This window comes from Marinobacter koreensis (assembly GCF_023156285.1).
Taxonomy (GTDB): domain Bacteria; phylum Pseudomonadota; class Gammaproteobacteria; order Pseudomonadales; family Oleiphilaceae; genus Marinobacter; species Marinobacter koreensis.
On sequence record NZ_JAKZAJ010000001.1, the window covers coordinates 351,086 to 369,261 of the forward strand.

18 protein-coding genes are annotated in these 18,176 nt (G+C 60.4%); 5 read left to right on the forward strand and 13 right to left on the reverse strand.

All coding sequences use genetic code 11. The features are described from left to right. Nucleotides 1–31 precede the first annotated feature (31 nt). Nucleotides 32–700, forward strand: coding sequence for an oxidoreductase (locus tag MLD04_RS01730; protein ID WP_248154173.1), 669 nt, complete (start codon nt 32–34; stop codon nt 698–700). Between the two features lie 3 nt (nt 701–703). Here MLD04_RS01730 and MLD04_RS01735 read toward each other — a convergent pair whose 3' ends face one another. The 3 genes from MLD04_RS01735 to MLD04_RS01745 form a co-directional block, all read right to left on the reverse strand. Further along, complete coding sequence (locus MLD04_RS01735; RefSeq protein WP_248154176.1) at nt 704–1,324, reverse strand: LysE family translocator; 621 nt, start codon at nt 1,322–1,324, stop codon at nt 704–706. A 90-nt stretch (nt 1,325–1,414) separates the two neighbouring features. Continuing rightward, a complete protein-coding gene (locus MLD04_RS01740; protein ID WP_248154178.1) occupies nt 1,415–3,088 on the reverse strand; it encodes a GMC family oxidoreductase in 1,674 nt (557 codons plus the stop codon). Nucleotides 3,089–3,109: 21 nt separating this feature from the next. Beyond that, nucleotides 3,110–4,621 carry a CoA-acylating methylmalonate-semialdehyde dehydrogenase gene (locus MLD04_RS01745; RefSeq protein WP_248154180.1) on the reverse strand — a complete coding sequence of 504 codons (1,512 nt, stop codon included), beginning with the start codon at nt 4,619–4,621 and terminating at the stop codon, nt 3,110–3,112. 190 nt (nt 4,622–4,811) lie between these two features. Between MLD04_RS01745 and MLD04_RS01750 the strand changes: the two genes are divergently transcribed. Continuing rightward, nucleotides 4,812–5,723 carry a LysR family transcriptional regulator gene (locus tag MLD04_RS01750; RefSeq protein ID WP_248154182.1) on the forward strand — a complete coding sequence of 304 codons (912 nt, stop codon included), beginning with the start codon at nt 4,812–4,814 and terminating at the stop codon, nt 5,721–5,723. An 8-nt stretch (nt 5,724–5,731) separates the two neighbouring features. Here the strand turns inward: MLD04_RS01750 and MLD04_RS01755 are convergent, their stop codons facing one another. Beyond that, the gene (locus MLD04_RS01755) at nt 5,732–6,517 is read right to left on the reverse strand and encodes a ZIP family metal transporter (RefSeq protein ID WP_248154184.1); all 786 of its coding nucleotides are present in this window, start codon (nt 6,515–6,517) and stop codon (nt 5,732–5,734) included. A gap of 126 nt (nt 6,518–6,643) precedes the next feature. Here MLD04_RS01755 and MLD04_RS01760 point away from each other — a divergent pair, with 126 nt between their 5' ends. Continuing rightward, complete coding sequence (locus MLD04_RS01760; RefSeq protein ID WP_248154186.1) at nt 6,644–7,543, forward strand: alpha/beta fold hydrolase; 900 nt, start codon at nt 6,644–6,646, stop codon at nt 7,541–7,543. Between the two features lie 34 nt (nt 7,544–7,577). Here MLD04_RS01760 and MLD04_RS01765 read toward each other — a convergent pair whose 3' ends face one another. The 8 genes from MLD04_RS01765 to MLD04_RS01800 all read right to left on the reverse strand — a co-directional run bounded on the left by MLD04_RS01765 (nt 7,578) and on the right by MLD04_RS01800 (nt 15,776). Continuing rightward, entirely contained in the window at nt 7,578–7,856 is a 279-nt protein-coding gene (locus tag MLD04_RS01765) for an Rdx family protein (RefSeq protein ID WP_248154188.1), read from the reverse strand. Further along, nucleotides 7,853–8,785: an alpha/beta fold hydrolase gene (locus MLD04_RS01770; protein ID WP_248154190.1), complete on the reverse strand. Its 933-nt coding sequence runs from the start codon at nt 8,783–8,785 to the stop codon at nt 7,853–7,855. Before MLD04_RS01770 ends, MLD04_RS01765 begins: the two co-directional genes overlap by 4 nt. 4 nt (nt 8,786–8,789) lie before the next feature. Continuing rightward, nucleotides 8,790–9,245, reverse strand: coding sequence for a hypothetical protein (locus MLD04_RS01775; RefSeq protein WP_248154192.1), 456 nt, complete (start codon nt 9,243–9,245; stop codon nt 8,790–8,792). 36 nt (nt 9,246–9,281) lie between these two features. Further along, the gene (locus tag MLD04_RS01780; RefSeq protein ID WP_248154194.1) at nt 9,282–10,265 is read right to left on the reverse strand and encodes a c-type cytochrome; all 984 of its coding nucleotides are present in this window, start codon (nt 10,263–10,265) and stop codon (nt 9,282–9,284) included. A gap of 14 nt (nt 10,266–10,279) precedes the next feature. Continuing rightward, on the reverse strand, nt 10,280–10,939 hold the full coding sequence (locus MLD04_RS01785; RefSeq protein WP_248154196.1) for a c-type cytochrome: 660 nt from the start codon (nt 10,937–10,939) through the stop codon (nt 10,280–10,282). A gap of 60 nt (nt 10,940–10,999) precedes the next feature. Then, on the reverse strand, nt 11,000–12,703 hold the full coding sequence (locus MLD04_RS01790; protein WP_248154198.1) for a L,D-transpeptidase family protein: 1,704 nt from the start codon (nt 12,701–12,703) through the stop codon (nt 11,000–11,002). A 52-nt stretch (nt 12,704–12,755) separates the two neighbouring features. Further along, nucleotides 12,756–13,817: a PA0069 family radical SAM protein gene (locus MLD04_RS01795; protein WP_248154200.1), complete on the reverse strand. Its 1,062-nt coding sequence runs from the start codon at nt 13,815–13,817 to the stop codon at nt 12,756–12,758. 75 nt (nt 13,818–13,892) lie between these two features. After that, nucleotides 13,893–15,776 carry a methyl-accepting chemotaxis protein gene (locus MLD04_RS01800; RefSeq protein WP_248154201.1) on the reverse strand — a complete coding sequence of 628 codons (1,884 nt, stop codon included), beginning with the start codon at nt 15,774–15,776 and terminating at the stop codon, nt 13,893–13,895. Between the two features lie 100 nt (nt 15,777–15,876). Here MLD04_RS01800 and MLD04_RS01805 point away from each other — a divergent pair, with 100 nt between their 5' ends. Then, the gene (locus MLD04_RS01805) at nt 15,877–16,656 is read left to right on the forward strand and encodes a sulfite exporter TauE/SafE family protein (protein WP_248154203.1); all 780 of its coding nucleotides are present in this window, start codon (nt 15,877–15,879) and stop codon (nt 16,654–16,656) included. A gap of 18 nt (nt 16,657–16,674) precedes the next feature. Here the strand turns inward: MLD04_RS01805 and MLD04_RS01810 are convergent, their stop codons facing one another. After that, nucleotides 16,675–17,340, reverse strand: a complete 666-nt coding sequence (locus MLD04_RS01810; protein WP_248154205.1) for an AbiTii domain-containing protein — start codon at nt 17,338–17,340, stop codon at nt 16,675–16,677. Between the two features lie 179 nt (nt 17,341–17,519). Between MLD04_RS01810 and MLD04_RS01815 the strand changes: the two genes are divergently transcribed. Beyond that, nucleotides 17,520–18,176, forward strand: coding sequence for a protein-L-isoaspartate(D-aspartate) O-methyltransferase (locus tag MLD04_RS01815; protein WP_248154207.1), 657 nt, complete (start codon nt 17,520–17,522; stop codon nt 18,174–18,176).

The window sequence follows — 18,176 nt, forward strand, 5'->3', positions numbered from 1 at the left end:
TTGCATTGAAGCGACAAAAGGATTCTGAATCATGAAGGCGATGGTTTTGGGAGCAACCGGTTTGACCGGCCACCTGGTGGTTCAGGGGCTGCTTGCCCGAGAAGAAATCGAGTCGGTGACGGTGCTGGTTCGCCGTCCTCTTGAACTGGAGCATCCCAGGCTCATTCAGCATCAGGTCGATTTCGATTCGCTGGACAGTCACGCGGATCTTTTTGCGGTGGACGCCCTCATCTGCTGTCTGGGCACCACCATCCGGACCGCCGGATCCCAGGCCAGGTTCCGGGAGGTGGATTACGGTTATCCATTGGCCGCAGCCCGACTCGCCCGGGAGCAGGGCGCCCGGGCACTGATCCTGATGTCGGCCATTGGTGCGTCATCCTCGTCCACGATTTTCTATAATCGGGTGAAAGGGGAGCTGGAGGATGCTGTTCGGGAACTGGGTTATCCCTACCTGTCGATCTATCATCCCAGTCTGCTGCTCGGCGACCGACAGGAGCACCGAAAGGGTGAGGAGCTCGGTCAGATGGCGATGCCGCTTATCAACCGGGTGTTGCTTGGCCCATTGGACAAATATCGCGCGATCAAGGCCGAAACCGTGGCGACCGCTATGGTGAATGAAGCCTGTGCGCTGTCTGACGGAGAGGAGCCACAGGGCAGCTGGACCCGGGAATATCCGGACATCGTCGCCCTTGCCGGCTAAGGACTATTTGCCGTTCAGAATACCGAGGACAAGGCGACCGGCAAGGCCAAGAAGGACCGCTCCGAAGATTCTCTCGAACCAGACCGCGCGGCGTTTGAGGGCGGCGAGCCATTTCGGATTGGAGAACAGCCAGGCGACAATCAGGTACCAGCTGGTGTCGATGACCAGGGCTGTGGCAGCATAGCCGAACTTGGCGAGCAGACTGGTATCGGTTCCCACCACCTGGCTGAACAGGGCCAGGAAGAACACCGCGATTTTCGGGTTGAAGAAGGCAATCAGGAACCCGTCCCTTGCCGCGCTCTTGGTGGTTGGTGCGTCAGGCAGTTCACTGTCCGCCTGTGACCGGGCAGTCAGTCCCTTCACACCCAGCCAGGCCAGATACAGGGCTCCGCCCCATTGCAGAATGCCGAACGCGGTGGGCGATGCGGTGATGATGGCGGCCAGGCCGAGAATGCTCAGGAAGGCATAGATACCCACTCCGAGCCCGTGGGACAAAGCCGTGGTGACGCCATTGCGACGTCCTCCGCTCAGGGTCTGCTTGAGGACCAGCGCCAGAGACGGGCCGGGTGACATGGCACCGAGAATGCAAATGGTCACAACGGTCAGCCAGGTAGCGAGTGTCATGTCGGGTCGGTCCTTTGTCGCGCAACGGGCTGCCAAGTTTATCAGCCCGTCGTTCCCGAAAAACCTTTAAAAGGCAACTACTTCACAGACCTAGTCGTTTGCCAGTATCCAGCGGGCGGCTTTCTCCGCAATCATCAGGGTGGGGGAGTTGGTGTTACCGCTGGTGATCGTGGGCATGATGCCCGCATCTACGACGCGCAGCCCTGCCATGCCCCGTACCCGCAGGTGTGGGTCCACCACCGCCATGGTGTCGTCGGCCCGGCCCATTCTTGTGGTGCCCACCGGGTGGAAAATGGTCGTGCCAATGTCGCCGGCGAGCTTGGTCAGCTCTTCGTCCGTCTGGTACTGGACGCCGGGTTTGTATTCTTCCGGCTGGTATTTCGAGAACGCGGGTTGTGACGCAATCCGGCGGGTGACCCGGAGGGAGTCTGCCGCCACCTTCCGGTCTTCCGGGGTACTCAGGTAATTGGGAGCAATCGCCGGCGCCTCCTTGGGATCAGCACTACGGATGCGAACGGTGCCCCGGCTGGTCGGGTTCAGGTTGCAGACGCTGGCGGTGATCGCCGGGAACGGATGCAGGGGCTGGCCGAAGGCATCCAGGCTGAGCGGCTGAACGTGGTATTCGATGTTGGCGTGCTCATACTCCTCGGAACTGCGCGTGAACAGGCACAGCTGAGACGGCGCCATGCTCATCGGTCCTGACCGGGTGAGCAGGTACTCCAGGCCAATGCGGGCCTTGCCAATCAGGGAGTTCGCCATGGTGTTGAGGGTGGTGGCACCCTGGATCTTGTAGACCGAACGGATCTGCAGGTGATCCTGGAGGTTTTCGCCGACACCCGGCAAATCCAGCACGACCGGGATGTCATGCGCCTTCAGGAGGTCCGCCGGGCCGATTCCGGACAGTTGCAGCAGCTGAGGGGATCCGATGGCGCCTGCCGACAGGATGACTTCACGGGTTGCCCGTGCAATTTGCTCGCCATCACCGCCACGCTCGACGCGCACCCCGGTACAGCGTGGTTCCTGCCCGGAGGTGTCGGTTTCCAGGCCGAGCACATGGGTGGAGTGCCAGAGCGTGAGGTTGGAGCGCTTTTCCGACTCCCGGAGAAACGCCTTGGAGGCGTTCCAGCGCCAGCCGGAGCGCTGGTTAACCTCGAAATAGTCGACACCCTCGTTGTCGCCCCGGTTGAAATCCCGGGTTCGTGGGATGCCCGACTCGACACAGGCCTCCGCGAAATCCTCCAGTACTTTCCATTTCAGTCGCTGGTGTTCGACCCGCCATTCCCCGCCGTGGCCGTGATACTTGTCGTGATCCGGATCGGCATCGCCACCGGCGTCCAGCCGGTAGTGGTCCTCGTGGCGCATGAAATCCGGCAGGCAGTTGTCCCAGGTCCAGGCATCTTCACCCGTGATCTGGGCCCATTGATCGTAGTCCCGTGCCTGTCCACGGATGTAAAGCATGCCGTTGATGCTGGAGCAGCCGCCGAGGGTTTTGCCCCGGGGGTAAATCAGCGAGCGGCCGTTCAGCCCGGGGTCCGGTTCGGTGCGGAAGCGCCAGTCCGTTCTGGGGTTGTCGATGCAGTACAGGTAACCCACCGGAATATGGATCCAGTGATAGTTGTCCCGGCCACCGGCTTCGATCAGCAGGACCCGGTTGTTCGGATCGGCGCTCAGCCGGTTGGCGAGCAGGCAGCCGGCGGTGCCGGCGCCCACGATGATGTAATCGAACTGTTCCACGTGTCCCTGTGCCTTTTTGTTGTCGGACATGGCGTTCTCCCGCTGTGAGGGTTATTTGGCGGTGGGCATCACAAACTCTGCGCCGGCATCGATGGAGTCGGACCAACGCTGCATGATCGATTTCTGACGCGTGTAGAACTTCACGCCTTCCTCACCGTAGGCATGGGTGTCCCCGAACAGGGAACGCTTCCAGCCACCAAATCCGTGCCAGGCCATCGGGACCGGAATGGGCACGTTGATGCCGACCATGCCCACCTGGATACGGCGTCCGAACTCGCGGGCGACGTTGCCGCTTTCCGTGAAGCAGCTGACACCATTGCCGAACTCGTGGTCATTGATCAGCTTAATGGCCGTGCCGATGTCCGGCACCCGTACACAAACAAGAACCGGTCCGAAGATTTCTTCTTTATAGATGGTCATTTCCGGTGTCACGTTGTCGAACAGCGTGCCGCCCATCCAGAAACCGTTCTCGCAGCCTTCACCGGTGGTGGAGGCGTCGAAGTCACGGCCATCGACGACGAGATCGGCGCCTTCGCTGACCCCTTTTTCAATGTAGCCGGTGATCCGGTCGTGTGCTGCTGCGGTAACGATCGGCCCCATTTCCGCATCCAGTTCTTCGCCATTCTTGACCTTCAGGGCCTTCGCCCGCTCGGCCAGTTTCGGCACAATCTCGTCAGCAACGTCACCCACCAAAACGGCGACACTGATCGCCATACACCGCTCGCCGGCACTGCCGTAGGCGGCGCCGATCAGTGCGTCTACCGCTTTGTCCAGATCGGCATCGGGCATCACCACCATGTGGTTCTTGGCGCCGCCGAGGGCCTGGATGCGCTTGCCGTGTTTGGCACCTTTCTCATAAAGCAGGTTGGCAATCGGCGTGGAGCCAACAAAGCTCAGAGCCTGAACGGTAGGGTGCTCGATCAGTGCTTCGACGGCGTCCTTGTCGCCCTGGACCACATTGAACACGCCATCGGGCAAACCGGCCTGCTTCAGCAGGTCCGCAATCATCAAGGAAGCGCTCGGGTCCAGTGGGCTGGGCTTCAGGATGAAGGTGTTACCGGCGGCAATGGCAACCGGGAACATCCACATGGGTACCATGGCCGGGAAGTTGAATGGTGTAACACCAGCAACGACGCCCAGAGGCTGGCGAGTGGTCCAGTTGTCGATGCCGGTGCTGACCTGCTCGGTGTAGTCTCCCTTGAGCAGTTGGGGGATCCCGCACGCAAACTCCACGATGTCGATACCCCGGGCCACTTCGCCCTGGGCGTCGGTAAATACCTTGCCATGCTCGGCGGTGATGGCACGGGCAAGGTCATCCTTGTGCTTGTTGAGCAGTTCGAGGAATTTGAACATGACCCGTGCGCGCCGGATGGGAGGGGTGTCCGCCCATGCGGGAAACGCCGCTTCGGCAGAAGCGACAGCGGCGTCAACGTCGGCGTGATTCGCGAGTGCGACCTGGCCACTGACCTTGCCTGTGGCCGGGTTGTAGACGTCCTGGCTCCGGTTGGAAACGCCGGATGATATTTCGCCATTAATATAATGCTGGATCGTCGCGTTGGTCATGCTTGCCTCTGTTTTTCTGCGTGGGAATCGTTCCAGGAGTGGGTTATGTCCGCTTCCGGGCCGTCTCCATTCGTCGATGGTGAAACTTTGATCATTCAGGCTAGGCGGGATTGAGGCGTGAATCAATTGAGATTTTCAAAAGCTGGATATAAGATTTTTTTATATTGGTCCGAATCCAGGAGTCCCGATTGTGCATCCGCTTCAGAGCCTGCGAGCCTTTGTCACCGTCGCCCGGGAAGGCAGTGTGTCCCGGGCGGCTGAACGTCTCCATCTGACCCAGCCGGCGGTCAGCCTGAAACTCAAGCAGCTACAGGATGAGCTGGATCTTCAGCTGTTCCAGCGCAAGCCCCAGGGGCTGGTGCTGACTCCGGATGGTCAGGCACTGTTGCCCTCAGCGGAGAAGGCGCTGGCCGCCATGGCCGCGTTTGACCAGAATGCCCGGGCACTGCACAGCACCGTTCGGGGGCGGCTGCGGATCGGTACCATTGTGGACCCGGAGTTCATCCGCCTCGGGGCGTTCCTGCACCGGTTGGTTGAGCGGGCGCCCCAACTGGAAACGGAGTTGCGGCAGGGCATGAGTGGCAGCGTATTGGAGCAGGTCCGTGATGGGCGGTTGGACGTGGGCTATTTCCTCGCGCCTCCGGGCATTGGCCCTGGCCCTCAGATACCGGAAGTGGTGCATCGGGAGCTGGCTTCGTTTCACTATTACGTCGTGGCGCCTCCGGGTTGGGGGAGTCGGATTCTGTCCTCGGACTGGCCGTCGCTGGCGGCCATGCCCTGGATAACGACACCGGAGAACTCGGTCCATCATCGCCTGTTGAAGGGAACGCTGGACCCGCTGGGCCTCTCACCCAACGGCGTTGCCCAGGTGGATCAGGAGGCCTGCATGCTGGATCTGGTGCGCGCCGGGGTGGGGCTGAGCCTGGCTCGGGACGCTCTGGCCATGGCAGAGCGGCAGGAGCGCGGATTGGTGGTGGTCGAAGGCGTTCAGTTGCCCTGTGCCCTGAGCTTTATATGGCACCGCGACCGGCAGGACGAGCCGGTGATCGCGGAAGCCATTGAGGTGTTGTCCAGTGTCTGGAGCCTGGCTTCCGTCGCCTGAGTTTCTGCTCAGCCAAGGGTGGCGTCCAGGAACATCATCACTGCGAATCCACCCATCAGGGAAAACGTCGACATGGTTTTCCATTCCCGGTGGTGTGTTTCGGGAATGATTTCGTTGCTGATGATGAACAGCATGGCGCCTGCCGCAAAACCGAGGGTCCAGGGCATGACCGGTTCGGCCAGCCACACCAGAGTGGCGCCGAACACCCCACCGATGGGCTCCGCCAGCCCCGACAGCAGCGCGATGGTGAAGGCCCGGATCCGGGAGTAATCAATCGCCAGCAGGGAAAATGCAACGGCCAGACCCTCGGGAATGTTTTGCAGGCCAATGCCCGTGGCGAGCATATAGCCGTTGTGAACGTCACCTCCGGCAAAGCCGACGCCCACGGCCATGCCTTCCGGGAAATTGTGCAGGGTGATGGCAATGACAAACAGCCAGATACGGCGGATGTGGGACGCATCCGGCCCTTCCGGACCAAGCTCAAAGTGCTCGTGCGGCAGTCGCTGGTGGATGTAATAGAGCGCGCCGGCACCGGAAAGAAGGCCGATAATAACGATGATGGCCGCGATCCAGGTGTGGCCGGTGAGCATCTCCCCGTAGTCCAGGCCAGGTTGTATCAGTGAGAAAAACGAGGCGGCCAGCATGACGCCGGCGGCCGCCGCCAGCATGCCGTCCTGCAGTTTGTGGGTCAGCGTCCGTATCACGAACACGGCAAGTGCGCCGATGCCTGTGGCGAGGCCGGCAAACAGACTGGCAAGGGATCCCAGCCAGACAATACTGAAGTCAGCGGACATTCCGGCTCCTGTTGGTGGCTGTTCTGAGCATAGCAGTTCAGTGGCGTTCCCGATTGGTCGTATGGTGCTCTGGCATTGATCTGCGCGATAACGTTGACATCAAAATCGTACAGAATGGAGGCGGCCATGGGTGTTTGGGGGCAATTCGAATACCGACAGATCGAAAGCGGCGATGTCCGTATCAATGTGGCTCATGCCGGAACGGGACGGCCGCTGCTCCTGCTGCATGGTTACCCGGAAAATCACCGGATGTGGCATCGGGTTGCCCCCGCGCTCGCCGGGGACTTCCATGTGATCTGTCCGGACCTGCGGGGATACGGTGACAGCAGCAAACCGGATTCCGATCCGGCGCATATCACCTACAGCAAGCGGCGGATGGCCGCGGACATGGTGGCGGTCATGCGCACGTTTGGCTATGAGCGTTTTGGCGTGGCCGGTCACGATCGCGGGGCCCGCGTGACTCATCGCCTTTGCCTGGACTTCCCGGATCTCGTCGAGCGGGCCAGTGTGATGGATATTGCGCCCACCCTGCACATGTTCGAGCACACGGATCAGGCTTTCGCGACCGGATATTACCACTGGTTTTTCCTGATTCAGCCGGATGGATTGCCGGAGCACATGATCGGCCAGGATCCGGACTATTACCTGCGTGAAAAGCTCCGGCGCTGGTCCGCACCAGGGGCCGAGTTCGATCCCGAGACAGTGGCCGATTACGTCCGCTGTTTCTCGCACTTCGAAACCATTCACGCCAGCTGCGAGGATTACCGGGCCGCCGCTACGATTGATCTCGTACACGACCGGGAAGATCGAAAGGCCGGGCGGCTGATCCGTTGTCCACTGCAGGTACTCTGGGGCAGCAAGGGGTTCGTGAACAGAACCTATGATGTGCTGTCGGTATGGCGGGGGTACGCCCGCTCGGTTCAAGGCCGGGCTCTCGATTGCGGTCATTTCCTTCCGGAAGAGGCGCCGGACGAGGTTGTCGCAGAGATGCAGCGGTTTTTCGGAGAAGGCGCCCCGGCTGAGTGACGGTCTGAGGTTCCCAGTGAGCTCCGGGGGCTCGCTACGCTTTCCGGTCCGAGTGCCCCAGCGATTTCTCGGGATCGATCTGGTCCCGGACTCGCTGCTTGAGTTGCGTGATTTCAGGAAAGCCTCCGTCCTCCTTGCGGGACCAGACGCGTTGATCGTTCACCCAGACTTCGAAAATGCCCCCGCTGCCCGGGTGAAGGCTCAGCTCCGAGATGTCACCTTCGAACGTGGTCAGCAGTTCCTGGGCCATCCAGGCTGAGCGCAGAAGCCACCGGCATCCGGTGCAGTAATGAATCGCCACTTTGTTGGTCATGTTGCGGTGTTCCGTCGTTCTTTGTCATTGATCAGGTAGTCCGCCAGTCGCTCGAACAACTGGTCCTGAAATTCACCGGACAGGGGATACAGGTGGCCGGCATCCGGCATCAGGGTCAGGTCGCCCGAGGGCAGATTCTCCGCGAGGTGGCGGGCATAATCCACCGGCACAAAGGGATCGTTCTCGCCCTGATAGATCAGAATGGGGACCTGTACGCTGGCCAGGCGAAAGCCCCAGTCCTCCAGTTCGGTCAGCAGGTCTGTAGCGATCGCCGTGCCTCCGCTCTCCAGGCAGACCAGCTGGTCTTTCCGAAAGGTTTCCCCCTTCAGGAAATGGTGCAGCAGGCGGCGATCTTCCTCGCTGACGAGGCTTTCGGCCTCGCGCATGTAGAGGCCCGGATGGTGCCGTGACAGACGCACGACGATTCTCACTGCCAGCCGGACCAGCGCGGGGCTCAGGCGAGCCAGCTTTGGACCGGGCCAGCGTGTACCCTCGAGAAAGCTGTGGCGGCCCGGGAATTCGCTGAAATTGGTGTAACCGGACAGGCAAACCCCCAGATCCATGCGGTCGGCCAGTGCATAAGCGCAGGCGATGGTACGGGAGCCTCCGCTGGACCATCCGACGTGGATGAAACGGTCAATGCCCAGTGCATCGACTAATTGCCGGATATCATCCGGGTAGTCCAGCAGGTTTCGATGTTTCTGGTAATCCGAGCCGCCGATGCCGGGGCGATCCGGTGTGATGATCCGGAAGCCGTGGCGCCGGCCGCGCTCGTGGAAAAACTGGCCTTCCAGCCGGGAGCCCGGCATGCCGTGACCGAAAACGATGGGGTAACCGGTGGGTTCTCCGAGATCCGAAAACGCCAGTACGCGGCTGTCGTCCAGGCGCAGCGTTCGGTCATGTCCTGACAGTAGTGGTTGGCGGGTCACGGAATCAGTTCGTCTTATAGGTCGGATAGACGGATGGTGCCAGTGTTGGCTCACACCCTACCACACCCCGCGCCTGTGTTTGTGCATGAAGGTACCAGCGCCTTCCGCCCTTTTTGAAAGTGTCGGGCGTTATCCGGAAAGAGGCGGTTTCGGTGGTTGCCGGGATCGGGGAGCCGTCCGCGTGGCGGTAGACGCAGCTGGTTTCTAGATGAATGTCGGTGGCGACCGGAAGGGCGATGAAACCCTCGTCGTTGACGATTGGCGCCTTGCCATCCACCGAGACAACTTTCAGACAGGGGCCAAACTGAACTTTTTCGAGGTCCTGGATGTATTCGCTGAGGCAATGCCGGGCACTCAGGAGGACCGTATCTTCCGGGATGTCCCTGTTCCCGCCCGGGACCAGGGACTGACAGCCCGCTAACGCCAGTATGGCCGGGAGGAAAGGCAGTAAGCGTGGCATGGTGTCTCCTTGCCTGTGCCTTACCTCCCGCGGACGCTATTCAAACGTTCTGGGCCTCAATACATCCGGTTTGAGGAAAGGCTTGGTGCCTGTGTTGTCGTGGTCGCCCAGCAACGTGCCGTTTACTACTGTTCCATAGTTCGTGTATTTGTGGAAGTTCATGTACTTCTCGCGGGTTTCCTTCACGTCACCCGTGTAGCGCGGATCCTGCGGCCGCTCGTGGGAATTGATGAAGTTGGCTACCTGCCAGGCTTCCTCATCGGACAGCGAGCCGGGTTTGCCCAGTGGCATGTTGTTCTTGATGAACGACGCCGCCGTGAAGACCCGGGTCATGCCGGCGCCCCAATTGTAGGAGCCGTCACCCCAGAGTGGAGGGAACACGACCTCTCCGTCCTTTCGCTGTCCCTGGCCATTCTCACCGTGACAGATGGCACAGTTCTCCTGGTAGACGGCTTTGCCGCGCTCGAAATCCAGCTTTTCCGGCGCTTCCCGGCCGAGGTGGCTGAAGCCGCGTCCGCCAATGTTTTTCTCGTATACCGGCGCCCCTTTGGCCAGCCATTGATGATAAGCAACCATGGCCAGCATATCGTCGCTGCCGTAGGCCGGTGGCTTTCCGTTCATGGAAAAGGAGAAGCACCCGGCAATCCGCTCTTCCAGGGAATTGACGTGATGGTTCTTGCCCCGGTAGTCGGGCAGGGTCGTGGCTGCAGGCCAGATTGGCGCGGACCAGTTCATTCGACCTTCACCAAGATGGCAGGACTTGCAGTTCAGGTCGTTGAAGACGTACTTGCCCCGGAACTGCTGGGTGTTCATGAACATGTCCCGGCCTTTGAGAATGACCTTTTTCAGTTCCGGATTGATGGAGTCGTCGTTTTTCAGATCCTCCACGGTGGGCGCGTGATGGACGTACTGTCCTTCCTTGAATTTGGGAAGGTTGACCGGCACCTCCGGTTCAGCCAGTGCAACCGGGCTTGCGACGATCAGGCCGGCGAGCAGGGAAAGAGTCTGTTTCAGTGTCATGGCTCGGCCTCCTTTTACGGGTTCGTGGCGTTCTGGCTGCCCAGATAGGCGGCGACAGCGTCAATCTGCTCCTGGCTCAGCCGCTCGGCGATGGCCGTCATCAGCTGATTCGGATCGTTATTTCGCTGGTTGTTCTGCCAGGCCTGGAGCTGGGAGCGGATGTAGTTGGGGTGTTGGCCCGCGATGGCAGGGAACACGTGGCCGACGCCATGATTACCCGGGCCGTGGCAGGTGGAGCAGGGCGGCACGTAGTTGTCCCAGTCGCCTTCATTGACGAGTTTGCTGCCCATGGCCATCACCGACGCATCTACCGAGGTTGCTGTCGATGTTTTCGGAACTGGCATGCCGGCGTAGTACGCGGCCAGATCTCTGAGTTGCTGTTCGTCAAAGTTGTCGATGTTGGGCTGCATGACAGGGCTGGTCCGTTTTCCTGCATTCATGTCCACCATCTGTTTGAACAGATAGTCGGCGTCCAGCCCCGCCAGACGGGGAAAACCACCGGCGTTGTTGCCGGCGCCATCGGCCCCGTGACAGGCCGTACAGGGAGCCCCGCTGCCGTCGCCCTGAGTTGCCAGGGTTGCGCCCCGGTCCGGATTGCCGCTTTCGGCGGCTGAGGCACTGGTTGCGGCCATTGCAAGCACGGCCGCCAATGTCACGTGGAGAAAGGAGTTCATGATGATCGCCTCCGCTTTATATTTTGTTTTGATATTACCTTATTCTTAAAAATAATTTAGTCAATGGGTTTTGTGTATCCTCCTTTCGGCTGTGGAGGCATGGGAAACGACGACAGGAGTGGGAAGCTGTCCGTCTGCCAACGCGGAGTGCCGCAACTCATTGAGCAGACGACCATCCCGGTGATAGATGTCGTCCCGGAACTGCAGACGCCCCTGTTCATCGACCCAGGCGGTCCAGTACTGGATATGGATGGGGATCGGTAGTGGCAGCACAACCGTGGTCGTCTCGCCGGTCGCCACGAGCACGTCAATTCTCTGCCTGCTCCAGTCCATGCCGTTGGCCAGGAGTTGGTCAGCCAGTTCGAAAGGTTTCTCCACGCGAATGCAGCCGGAACTGAACGTACGTTCCTGTCGACCGAACAGGTATCGTCCGGGCGTGTCATGAAGGTAGACGTCGTAGCGGTTGGGGAACATGAATTTGATGCGGCCGAGGGCGTTCTGTGGCCCCGGGCCCTGAACCAGCTGATAAGGGAAATGATTCTTCGAGAGCGCAGCCCAGTCCACGGATCGGGGATCGACTTTGCGCCGATCCGCTCCCCAGCCCTCAAAAACCTCGATGCCCAGCCGGTCCAGGTAACCCGGATCGCGGCGTATTTCGGGCAGCTGATCCTCAACCATCAGTTTGCGCGGTACGGTCCAGGTCGGATTGAACACGAGGTAGCGTATCCGGTCCGAGAAGACCGGCGTCTGCCGGTAGGGGCGGCCCACAATCACACGACTGTGCAGTACCTCTCTGCCTTTCTTCACCATCTGAAGCCGGAACCCTGCGATATTCACGAGTACATAGGTATCCCCCAGTGAGCGGGGGAGCCAGCGCCAGCGCTCCAGTGATGCATCAATCTGTCGAATTCGTTCAACCGGCATCCGGTTCAGTGCGTCGAGGGTCTGGCGGCCGATGATGCCGTCCGGTTCCAGGCCGTGACGGGCCTGGAAGTCAGGGAGGGCGGCTTCCAATTCCCCATCGTAGAGATCGGAGGCGGTAGAGGCACTGGCGGACAGATCTTCCAGAGCGATCAGGCGTTGGTGGATGACGGGCAGTCGGGTGTCTGTGTCTCCCGGACGAATGGATGGGCCGTCCGGAATGGGCAGCCAGGGCTGACCGAGCAGTCGCGACAGACGTTCACGGGCCTGGACCAGCTTCAGGTAGTCGGCATTTCGGGGGCGGAGATCGTCCAGGGTTTGTGCCAGGGTTCCGGTATCCAGCGCTCTGGACAGAAGCGGAACAATGTCGGTTTTGCGTCCCGTCAGCGTCCATTCGGCATGAATGGATTCCGGATTGACCTTACCGTCAGCGAGATGGGAGCCCGCGAGCAGAAACGCGTCCGTAAACAGAAGGTCGCGATCGGCAATCAGTTCCTCTGAAAGCGTTGCTTCCGGCCGCCGGACCAGCTCCTGAAGCAGTTCGCCGTGGTAGTCTGCCGGATTCAGTCCATCCCGGGGCAGGCGTTCGATCGCGTCCGCCAGCGCTTGCCGGCGGGATTCCCGGACCCAGGCCAACCGGTAGCCCCGGTTCTCATAGAATCGCTGCAAGGTTTGCCGGGCAAGGATCGGGTCGCCGAGGACCTGCACGGGATAGCCCGCCTGCAGGGCTTCGATGCGTTCCACCAGGGATTGTTCCGGTGCTCCGGAGGCACGGCTGGCAATGCCAAGCAAAATGGCGAGTAAAGTGAACGCCCATCGCCATCTGCGTTTCCCGATATCCATGGCGTCAACTCCCTTGCCCCTGGTCGGGGGCGCCTTGCCCTTCAGGCGGGGTTTACCAGAGCACCATCTGCTCGCCGCCTGGTCGCCGGAAGAGGTCGGTCCGCAGCGGTTCGGACTGGTGGAGGTTCAGTCCCAGCTTCCTTGCCCGCTGCCTGAAGCGCTGACGGATAAGCTCTGCATAGGGGCCCGTACCTGTCATCCGGCGACCAAACGTTGAATCGTAGCTGCGCCCGCCTCGCAGGTCCCGGATCCGGTTCATCACGTGGCTGGCCCGTTCCGGAAAATGCCTCTGGAGCCAGCCCTGAAACAGTTCGTCCAGCTCATAGGGTAAACGTAGCATAATCCAGCTGGCTTGCCGGGCGCCGGCTTCTGAGGCTGCCTCCAGTATTTCCTCGATTTCGTGATCGTTCACAAAAGGGATGACCGGGCCGAGAATGATGCCGACGGGCACACCGGCGGCCGACAGCTTCCGGATCAGCGCCAGTCGGGTGGCAGGCGCGGCGGTCCGGGGCTCCATGCGTCGTTTCAGGTCGTTATCCAGGGTGGTGAGACTGATCCGCACAGAGCACAGATTGTCACTGGCGAGTTCGGTCAGAAGGTCAAGGTCCCGGAGAATGAGCCCGCCCTTGGTAATAATGGAAACCGGATGGTGATAGTCCCGCATGACTTCGAGCAGTGAACGGGTGATTCGGTGCTCCCGTTCGATGGGCTGGTAGGCATCGGTGTTCATTCCCAGGGCGATGGGCGAGGGCCTGTAGCCCGGCTTGTCGAACGTCTCCCTCAGCTTGCGAGCGGCATTGGGCTTGGCGATCAGTCGGGTTTCGAAATCCAGCCCCGGCGACAGGTCCCAATAGGCATGGGTGGGTCTGGCGAAGCAGTAAATGCAGGCGTGTTCGCAACCACGGTAGGGATTGATCGACTGGTCGAACGGTACATCCGGTGACTGGTTGCGGCTGATGATGGACGTCACGGTTTCCCGCATCACCTCGGTGGCCACCGAATCCGGGCAAAGCTCGTCGTCCGGATCCTGGTACCAGCCGTCGTCGAAAGTACGATCGGTCGCAATGGGTTGGAATCGGTTGGCCGGATTCCGGGCCGTACCTCGGGTTTTCATGGGATCACCAATACTGTTTATTTGTACAGTATTGGTGATCCTACTCTGCGCTGCCCGTGAGGGCAAGCCGGTACGTCAGCCCTGTAGCGTGAAACGCTGCGAGGAAGCCGTCAGTTCCCGGGTCTGGCTGGAAAGCCGTTCTACGTGGGCGTTCAGTTGCTGGCGTATATCTCCGGTTTCCCGGGTATGGCCATGGATCTGCTCGACTTTCTGGGCAATCTCTTCCGTAGTGGTGGAGATGCCTTCGATGGAGGACACCACCTGGTTCATGTCGCCGGCCAGTTGATTGATCGCGCCGCCGATCCGGTCAATGGCACCGGCAGCTTCTTCCGCACTCTTCTCGCCCTGATCGGCCGACGCCAGGCCTTCCTCCATCAGTCGGGTAATGGCACTGGTTTCCTTGTTCAGTGAGCTCACGATCTCGGCGATACCATTGGTCGCTGACACGGTCTTCTCGGCCAGTGAGCGCACTTCATCCGCAACCACGGAGAAGCCTCGGCCGGCCTCTCCGGCCCGTGCGGCCTCGATGGCGGCGTTCAGGGCCAGGAGATTGGTCTGTTCCGCCAGACCATTGATCACATCGACGATGGAATTCACCTTTTCCCCGGTCTTGCCAAGCTGACCGATCTGGGTGTGGGTTTGCTGAATCCGTTCAGCCAGTGCGCTCATGCTGTCGGCGCTGCGCTTGATGACTTGGGCGCCCTCCTGCGCAGCGGCGTTGGCGTTCTGGGCGGAATCGTTGACCGATTGGGTATATTGGGCGATTTCGACGGCCGTGTGGGAGATTTCCTGAACGGCGGTGGCGGTCTGCTCGGTTTCGTCTTCCACCTGTTCGCCATTCCGGCCCATTTGTGCGATCAGGGAATTCAGTTCGGCCTGCAGCTCGGCCAGGGTCTGGTTGCCGGTAATCACCTGGCCAATAACGGCGGACATATCATCCAGCATCTGATTGGCGGCACTGCCCAGACGGTTGAATTCGTCCCTCGCGTTGCGACCCGTTTTAAGCCGCTGGCTGAGATCGCCGGAGGCGACGCGGCTCAGCAGGCCGACCACTTCATCGAGGCGCCGGACCAGTGTCCTTGACGCCGCCGTCAGTGTCAGTACGAGCCCGGCCAGCACAGCCGCGGCAATCGTGACTACGAACCAGGTTGCGGTGCTGCGGGCCTGCTCAGCGGTGGTCCCGGTGCGGATGATCAGGCCGTTGCGCAGCGCTTCATCCTGACTGGTAATCCGGCTCTGGATCGTTTTCCCCAGGGCCTGGAGTTCGGTTTCCATGCCGGACAGCTTGCCAATGACCGCCTGAGCCTCGTTGAAGGCTTTCTCGAAGCCCAGTACGGCCTGGCCAATCACGTTGTCCTGCCAGTCCATTTCCTGCACCACACCGGTCATGTGTTCGAGGGTGTCCCGGATGGTTTTGGCGTAGGCCGGGTCGTAGGTTTCGAGGTAGTCCCGGTAGCTCGATGAGATGGTGTTGATGTCGTTATCGAACAGGGAAATGCTGATTTGCCGGAGATCATCATTCACATAACCGGCAAGCTTCGCTTTCAGGCCGTCCGTGTGGGTGAGGCCAAGTTGCTGGCTCGTTTCCAGCCACTGCCTGCGGAGTCCGGTATACTGGGCCATGGCTTTACGAATGCTGTCAGCCATCCCGCCGATGGCCGGGTCCGGCAATGATCCTGCGTTCCGGGCCAGTTCCTCCGATTGCTGTTTGAGTGACGCCAGACGGTTCAGGTAATCGTCCACCATGTCTGTGTTCAGCTCTTCGCTGACGCGCTCGACGGTCAGCCAGTCGGTCAGGAGTGTCAGGGATGCGGCTTCGTAGTTCCGTGCCTCTCCACGTGCTTCGTAGGCGTCCGAGACCTTGCTGAGACCACTCAGCGACGTCAACAGGACGACGGCCAGCCCCACGAAGGTGGCGGCGATCAACAGGTAGAATTTTTGCTTCCAGGACAGGGCCATGCGTATCCTCCGGGTTCCCTTTCAAGCCGTCCGGCGTTGTGCCTTTTAATGTATCGGCGCGGGGAGCGATATCTGCAGTGTTAATCGGGAAAAAACATCAATGTCGGATCTGAGTGTCATCCAGTATGTGCTGATTGGCCTGGCCTTTATCTGGAGCGGCTTTGTCCGCTCCGGTCTGGGCTTTGGCGGCGCCGTGCTTTCGTTGCCGTTCCTTCTGCTGATTTACGATCAACCACTCGTGTTCCTGCCCATCATCGCGGTACATCTGTTGATCTTTTCGTCCCTGACCATCTGGATGAACAATCGCAAACGCCCGGATCAACAGGGGGCAGAGCATACGGGCACCGTAGACTGGGCGTACCTCTGGCGCATTCTGGGCATTATGATCGTGCCCAAACTCATCGGGGTCTTCGGTCTGATTACGTTGCCGGGGAATGTCCTGAGCGCCATTATCTTTGTGATTGTGGCGGTCTATTCCATCTCGTACATCCTCAACAAACCGTTCCGGAGTGGCAGCCGGACGGTTGATACGGTCTTCCTGATGGTGGGCGGCTATATCAGCGGCACGTCGCTGATCGGTGCGCCGCTGGTTATTGCCGTGGCAGCCCAGCATCTTCCGAAGGAGAAGCTGAGGGACACCCTGTTTGCCCTCTGGTTCATCCTCGTTCTGATCAAGCTTGGCGCGTTCATATGGGCGGGCGTGGATCTGCAGCTCATCCACCACCTGTGGCTGCTTCCCTGCGCCACGGTCGGGCATTTCATCGGCCTGTACGCCCATGAAAGGATGCTCAAGGCCGAAACTCCCGTCTTCTTCCGGGTCCTCGGCGTGGTCCTGTTGGTTGTCAGTTGCGTCGGGGTAGTCAGTGTCCTCGATTTTTGAGGATTGGCGGGGCCGGGACTAGCTGGCCCGGCCAAATACGCGTCCGAAAAAGCCGACTTCCTTGATGTCCGGCATCCCGAGATCCTCCAGCTGCTCCATCGCCTGCCGCCAGAAGACCTCCGGGGTGTCCAGGTGGGCGACGCGGGCCCGCTCTTCCTTCTCGTAATGGTTGTGCTCGCCCTCAATACCTTCGGCCATGACGGCCCGGGTCCAGAGGCAGATGGCAGCGCGCACGGTGCGGAGCAGATCGCTGTAGGTCTGTCGGCTGACCGAAATGGCCAGGTCGGCGTTCAGGTTCAGTCCCTTCTGCAGTCGTTCCAGGTCGTCCGCTTCAAGCGGCACCCGGTGCCCACTGCCTTTCTTGCAGCTCAGGCAGATCTGCTCAAGCTCTTTGGTCCCTTCCACCAGATCAAGGCGACCAAATTGGGCCTTTTGTTCTTCCTCGATGGGTGCCGGTATCCATCCGTACTGGGGTGATTTGGCCACAATATGGCCTGGCTGTTGCCGGCGGTAGGGAGGGGCGGATTCCCGGTCCTGGTAGCCGTCGAATTCGGTTCGGAGCCAGCTGGCGAACTTACGGTGTCTCAGCATCATGGCCAGGGTAATGGCCGAGGGCATGATGTCTTCCAACAATTCGGAGCCGTCAAACAGGCGGCTTTCCAGATGGTTGACGGATGCGGACATGATTACCTCCTGCGCAACAGGGGCCTCCGTTCATGGCTGCCGTTGCGGATTCTTGTTGTTTTTGGGCATCTTCGGTTGTGAAGATCGATTGCACTGCCTAAAAAGTAGACATGGGACGTCGGTTTCACTGTTGTAAAACATTTTCGGTTCGTAACGGAAAGTAAGTTCCGGAGGGCGATATGGCATCCGATACGGATTTTCAGTCATGGCGACAATCGATGGTGGACTATCAGATCGTAAGCCGGGGGATTGATGCACCGCGGGTGGTCGAGGCGATGCGTCGGGTTCATCGCGAGGCGTTTGTGCCTGAGAATCTGAAGGCGGAAGCCTATGCCGACGGGCCGCTTCCGATCGGATCCGGTCAAACCATTTCCCAGCCCTACATCGTGGCGTTGATGGTGGATGCCCTTGACCTCACTGGCGGCGAAAAGGTACTGGATATCGGCACGGGATCCGGTTATGCCGCCGCTGTCCTGGCCTGCATTGCCGGCGAGGTGTTCAGCATCGAGCGGATTCCGGAGCTGGCGCAGCAGGCCCGGGAAAACCTGGCGAATGAGGGGTTCGATAACGTCCGTGTGCGCTGTGGAGACGGGACGCTGGGGTGGCCGGAAGAGGCGCCGTTCGATGGTATCGCCGTAGCAGCAGGCGCGCCGGTGGTACCGGAAGCGCTCAAATGCCAGCTGGCGATTGGGGGGCATCTCGTGATCCCGGTCGGATCGGGGCAGGTGTCCCAGTCCCTGTTGCGCATTACCCGACTTTCCGAGGACACCTATTCCAGGCAGGACCTCGGTGGCGTGCGGTTTGTGCCCCTGCTCGGTGAGCAGGGGTGGTCCTGA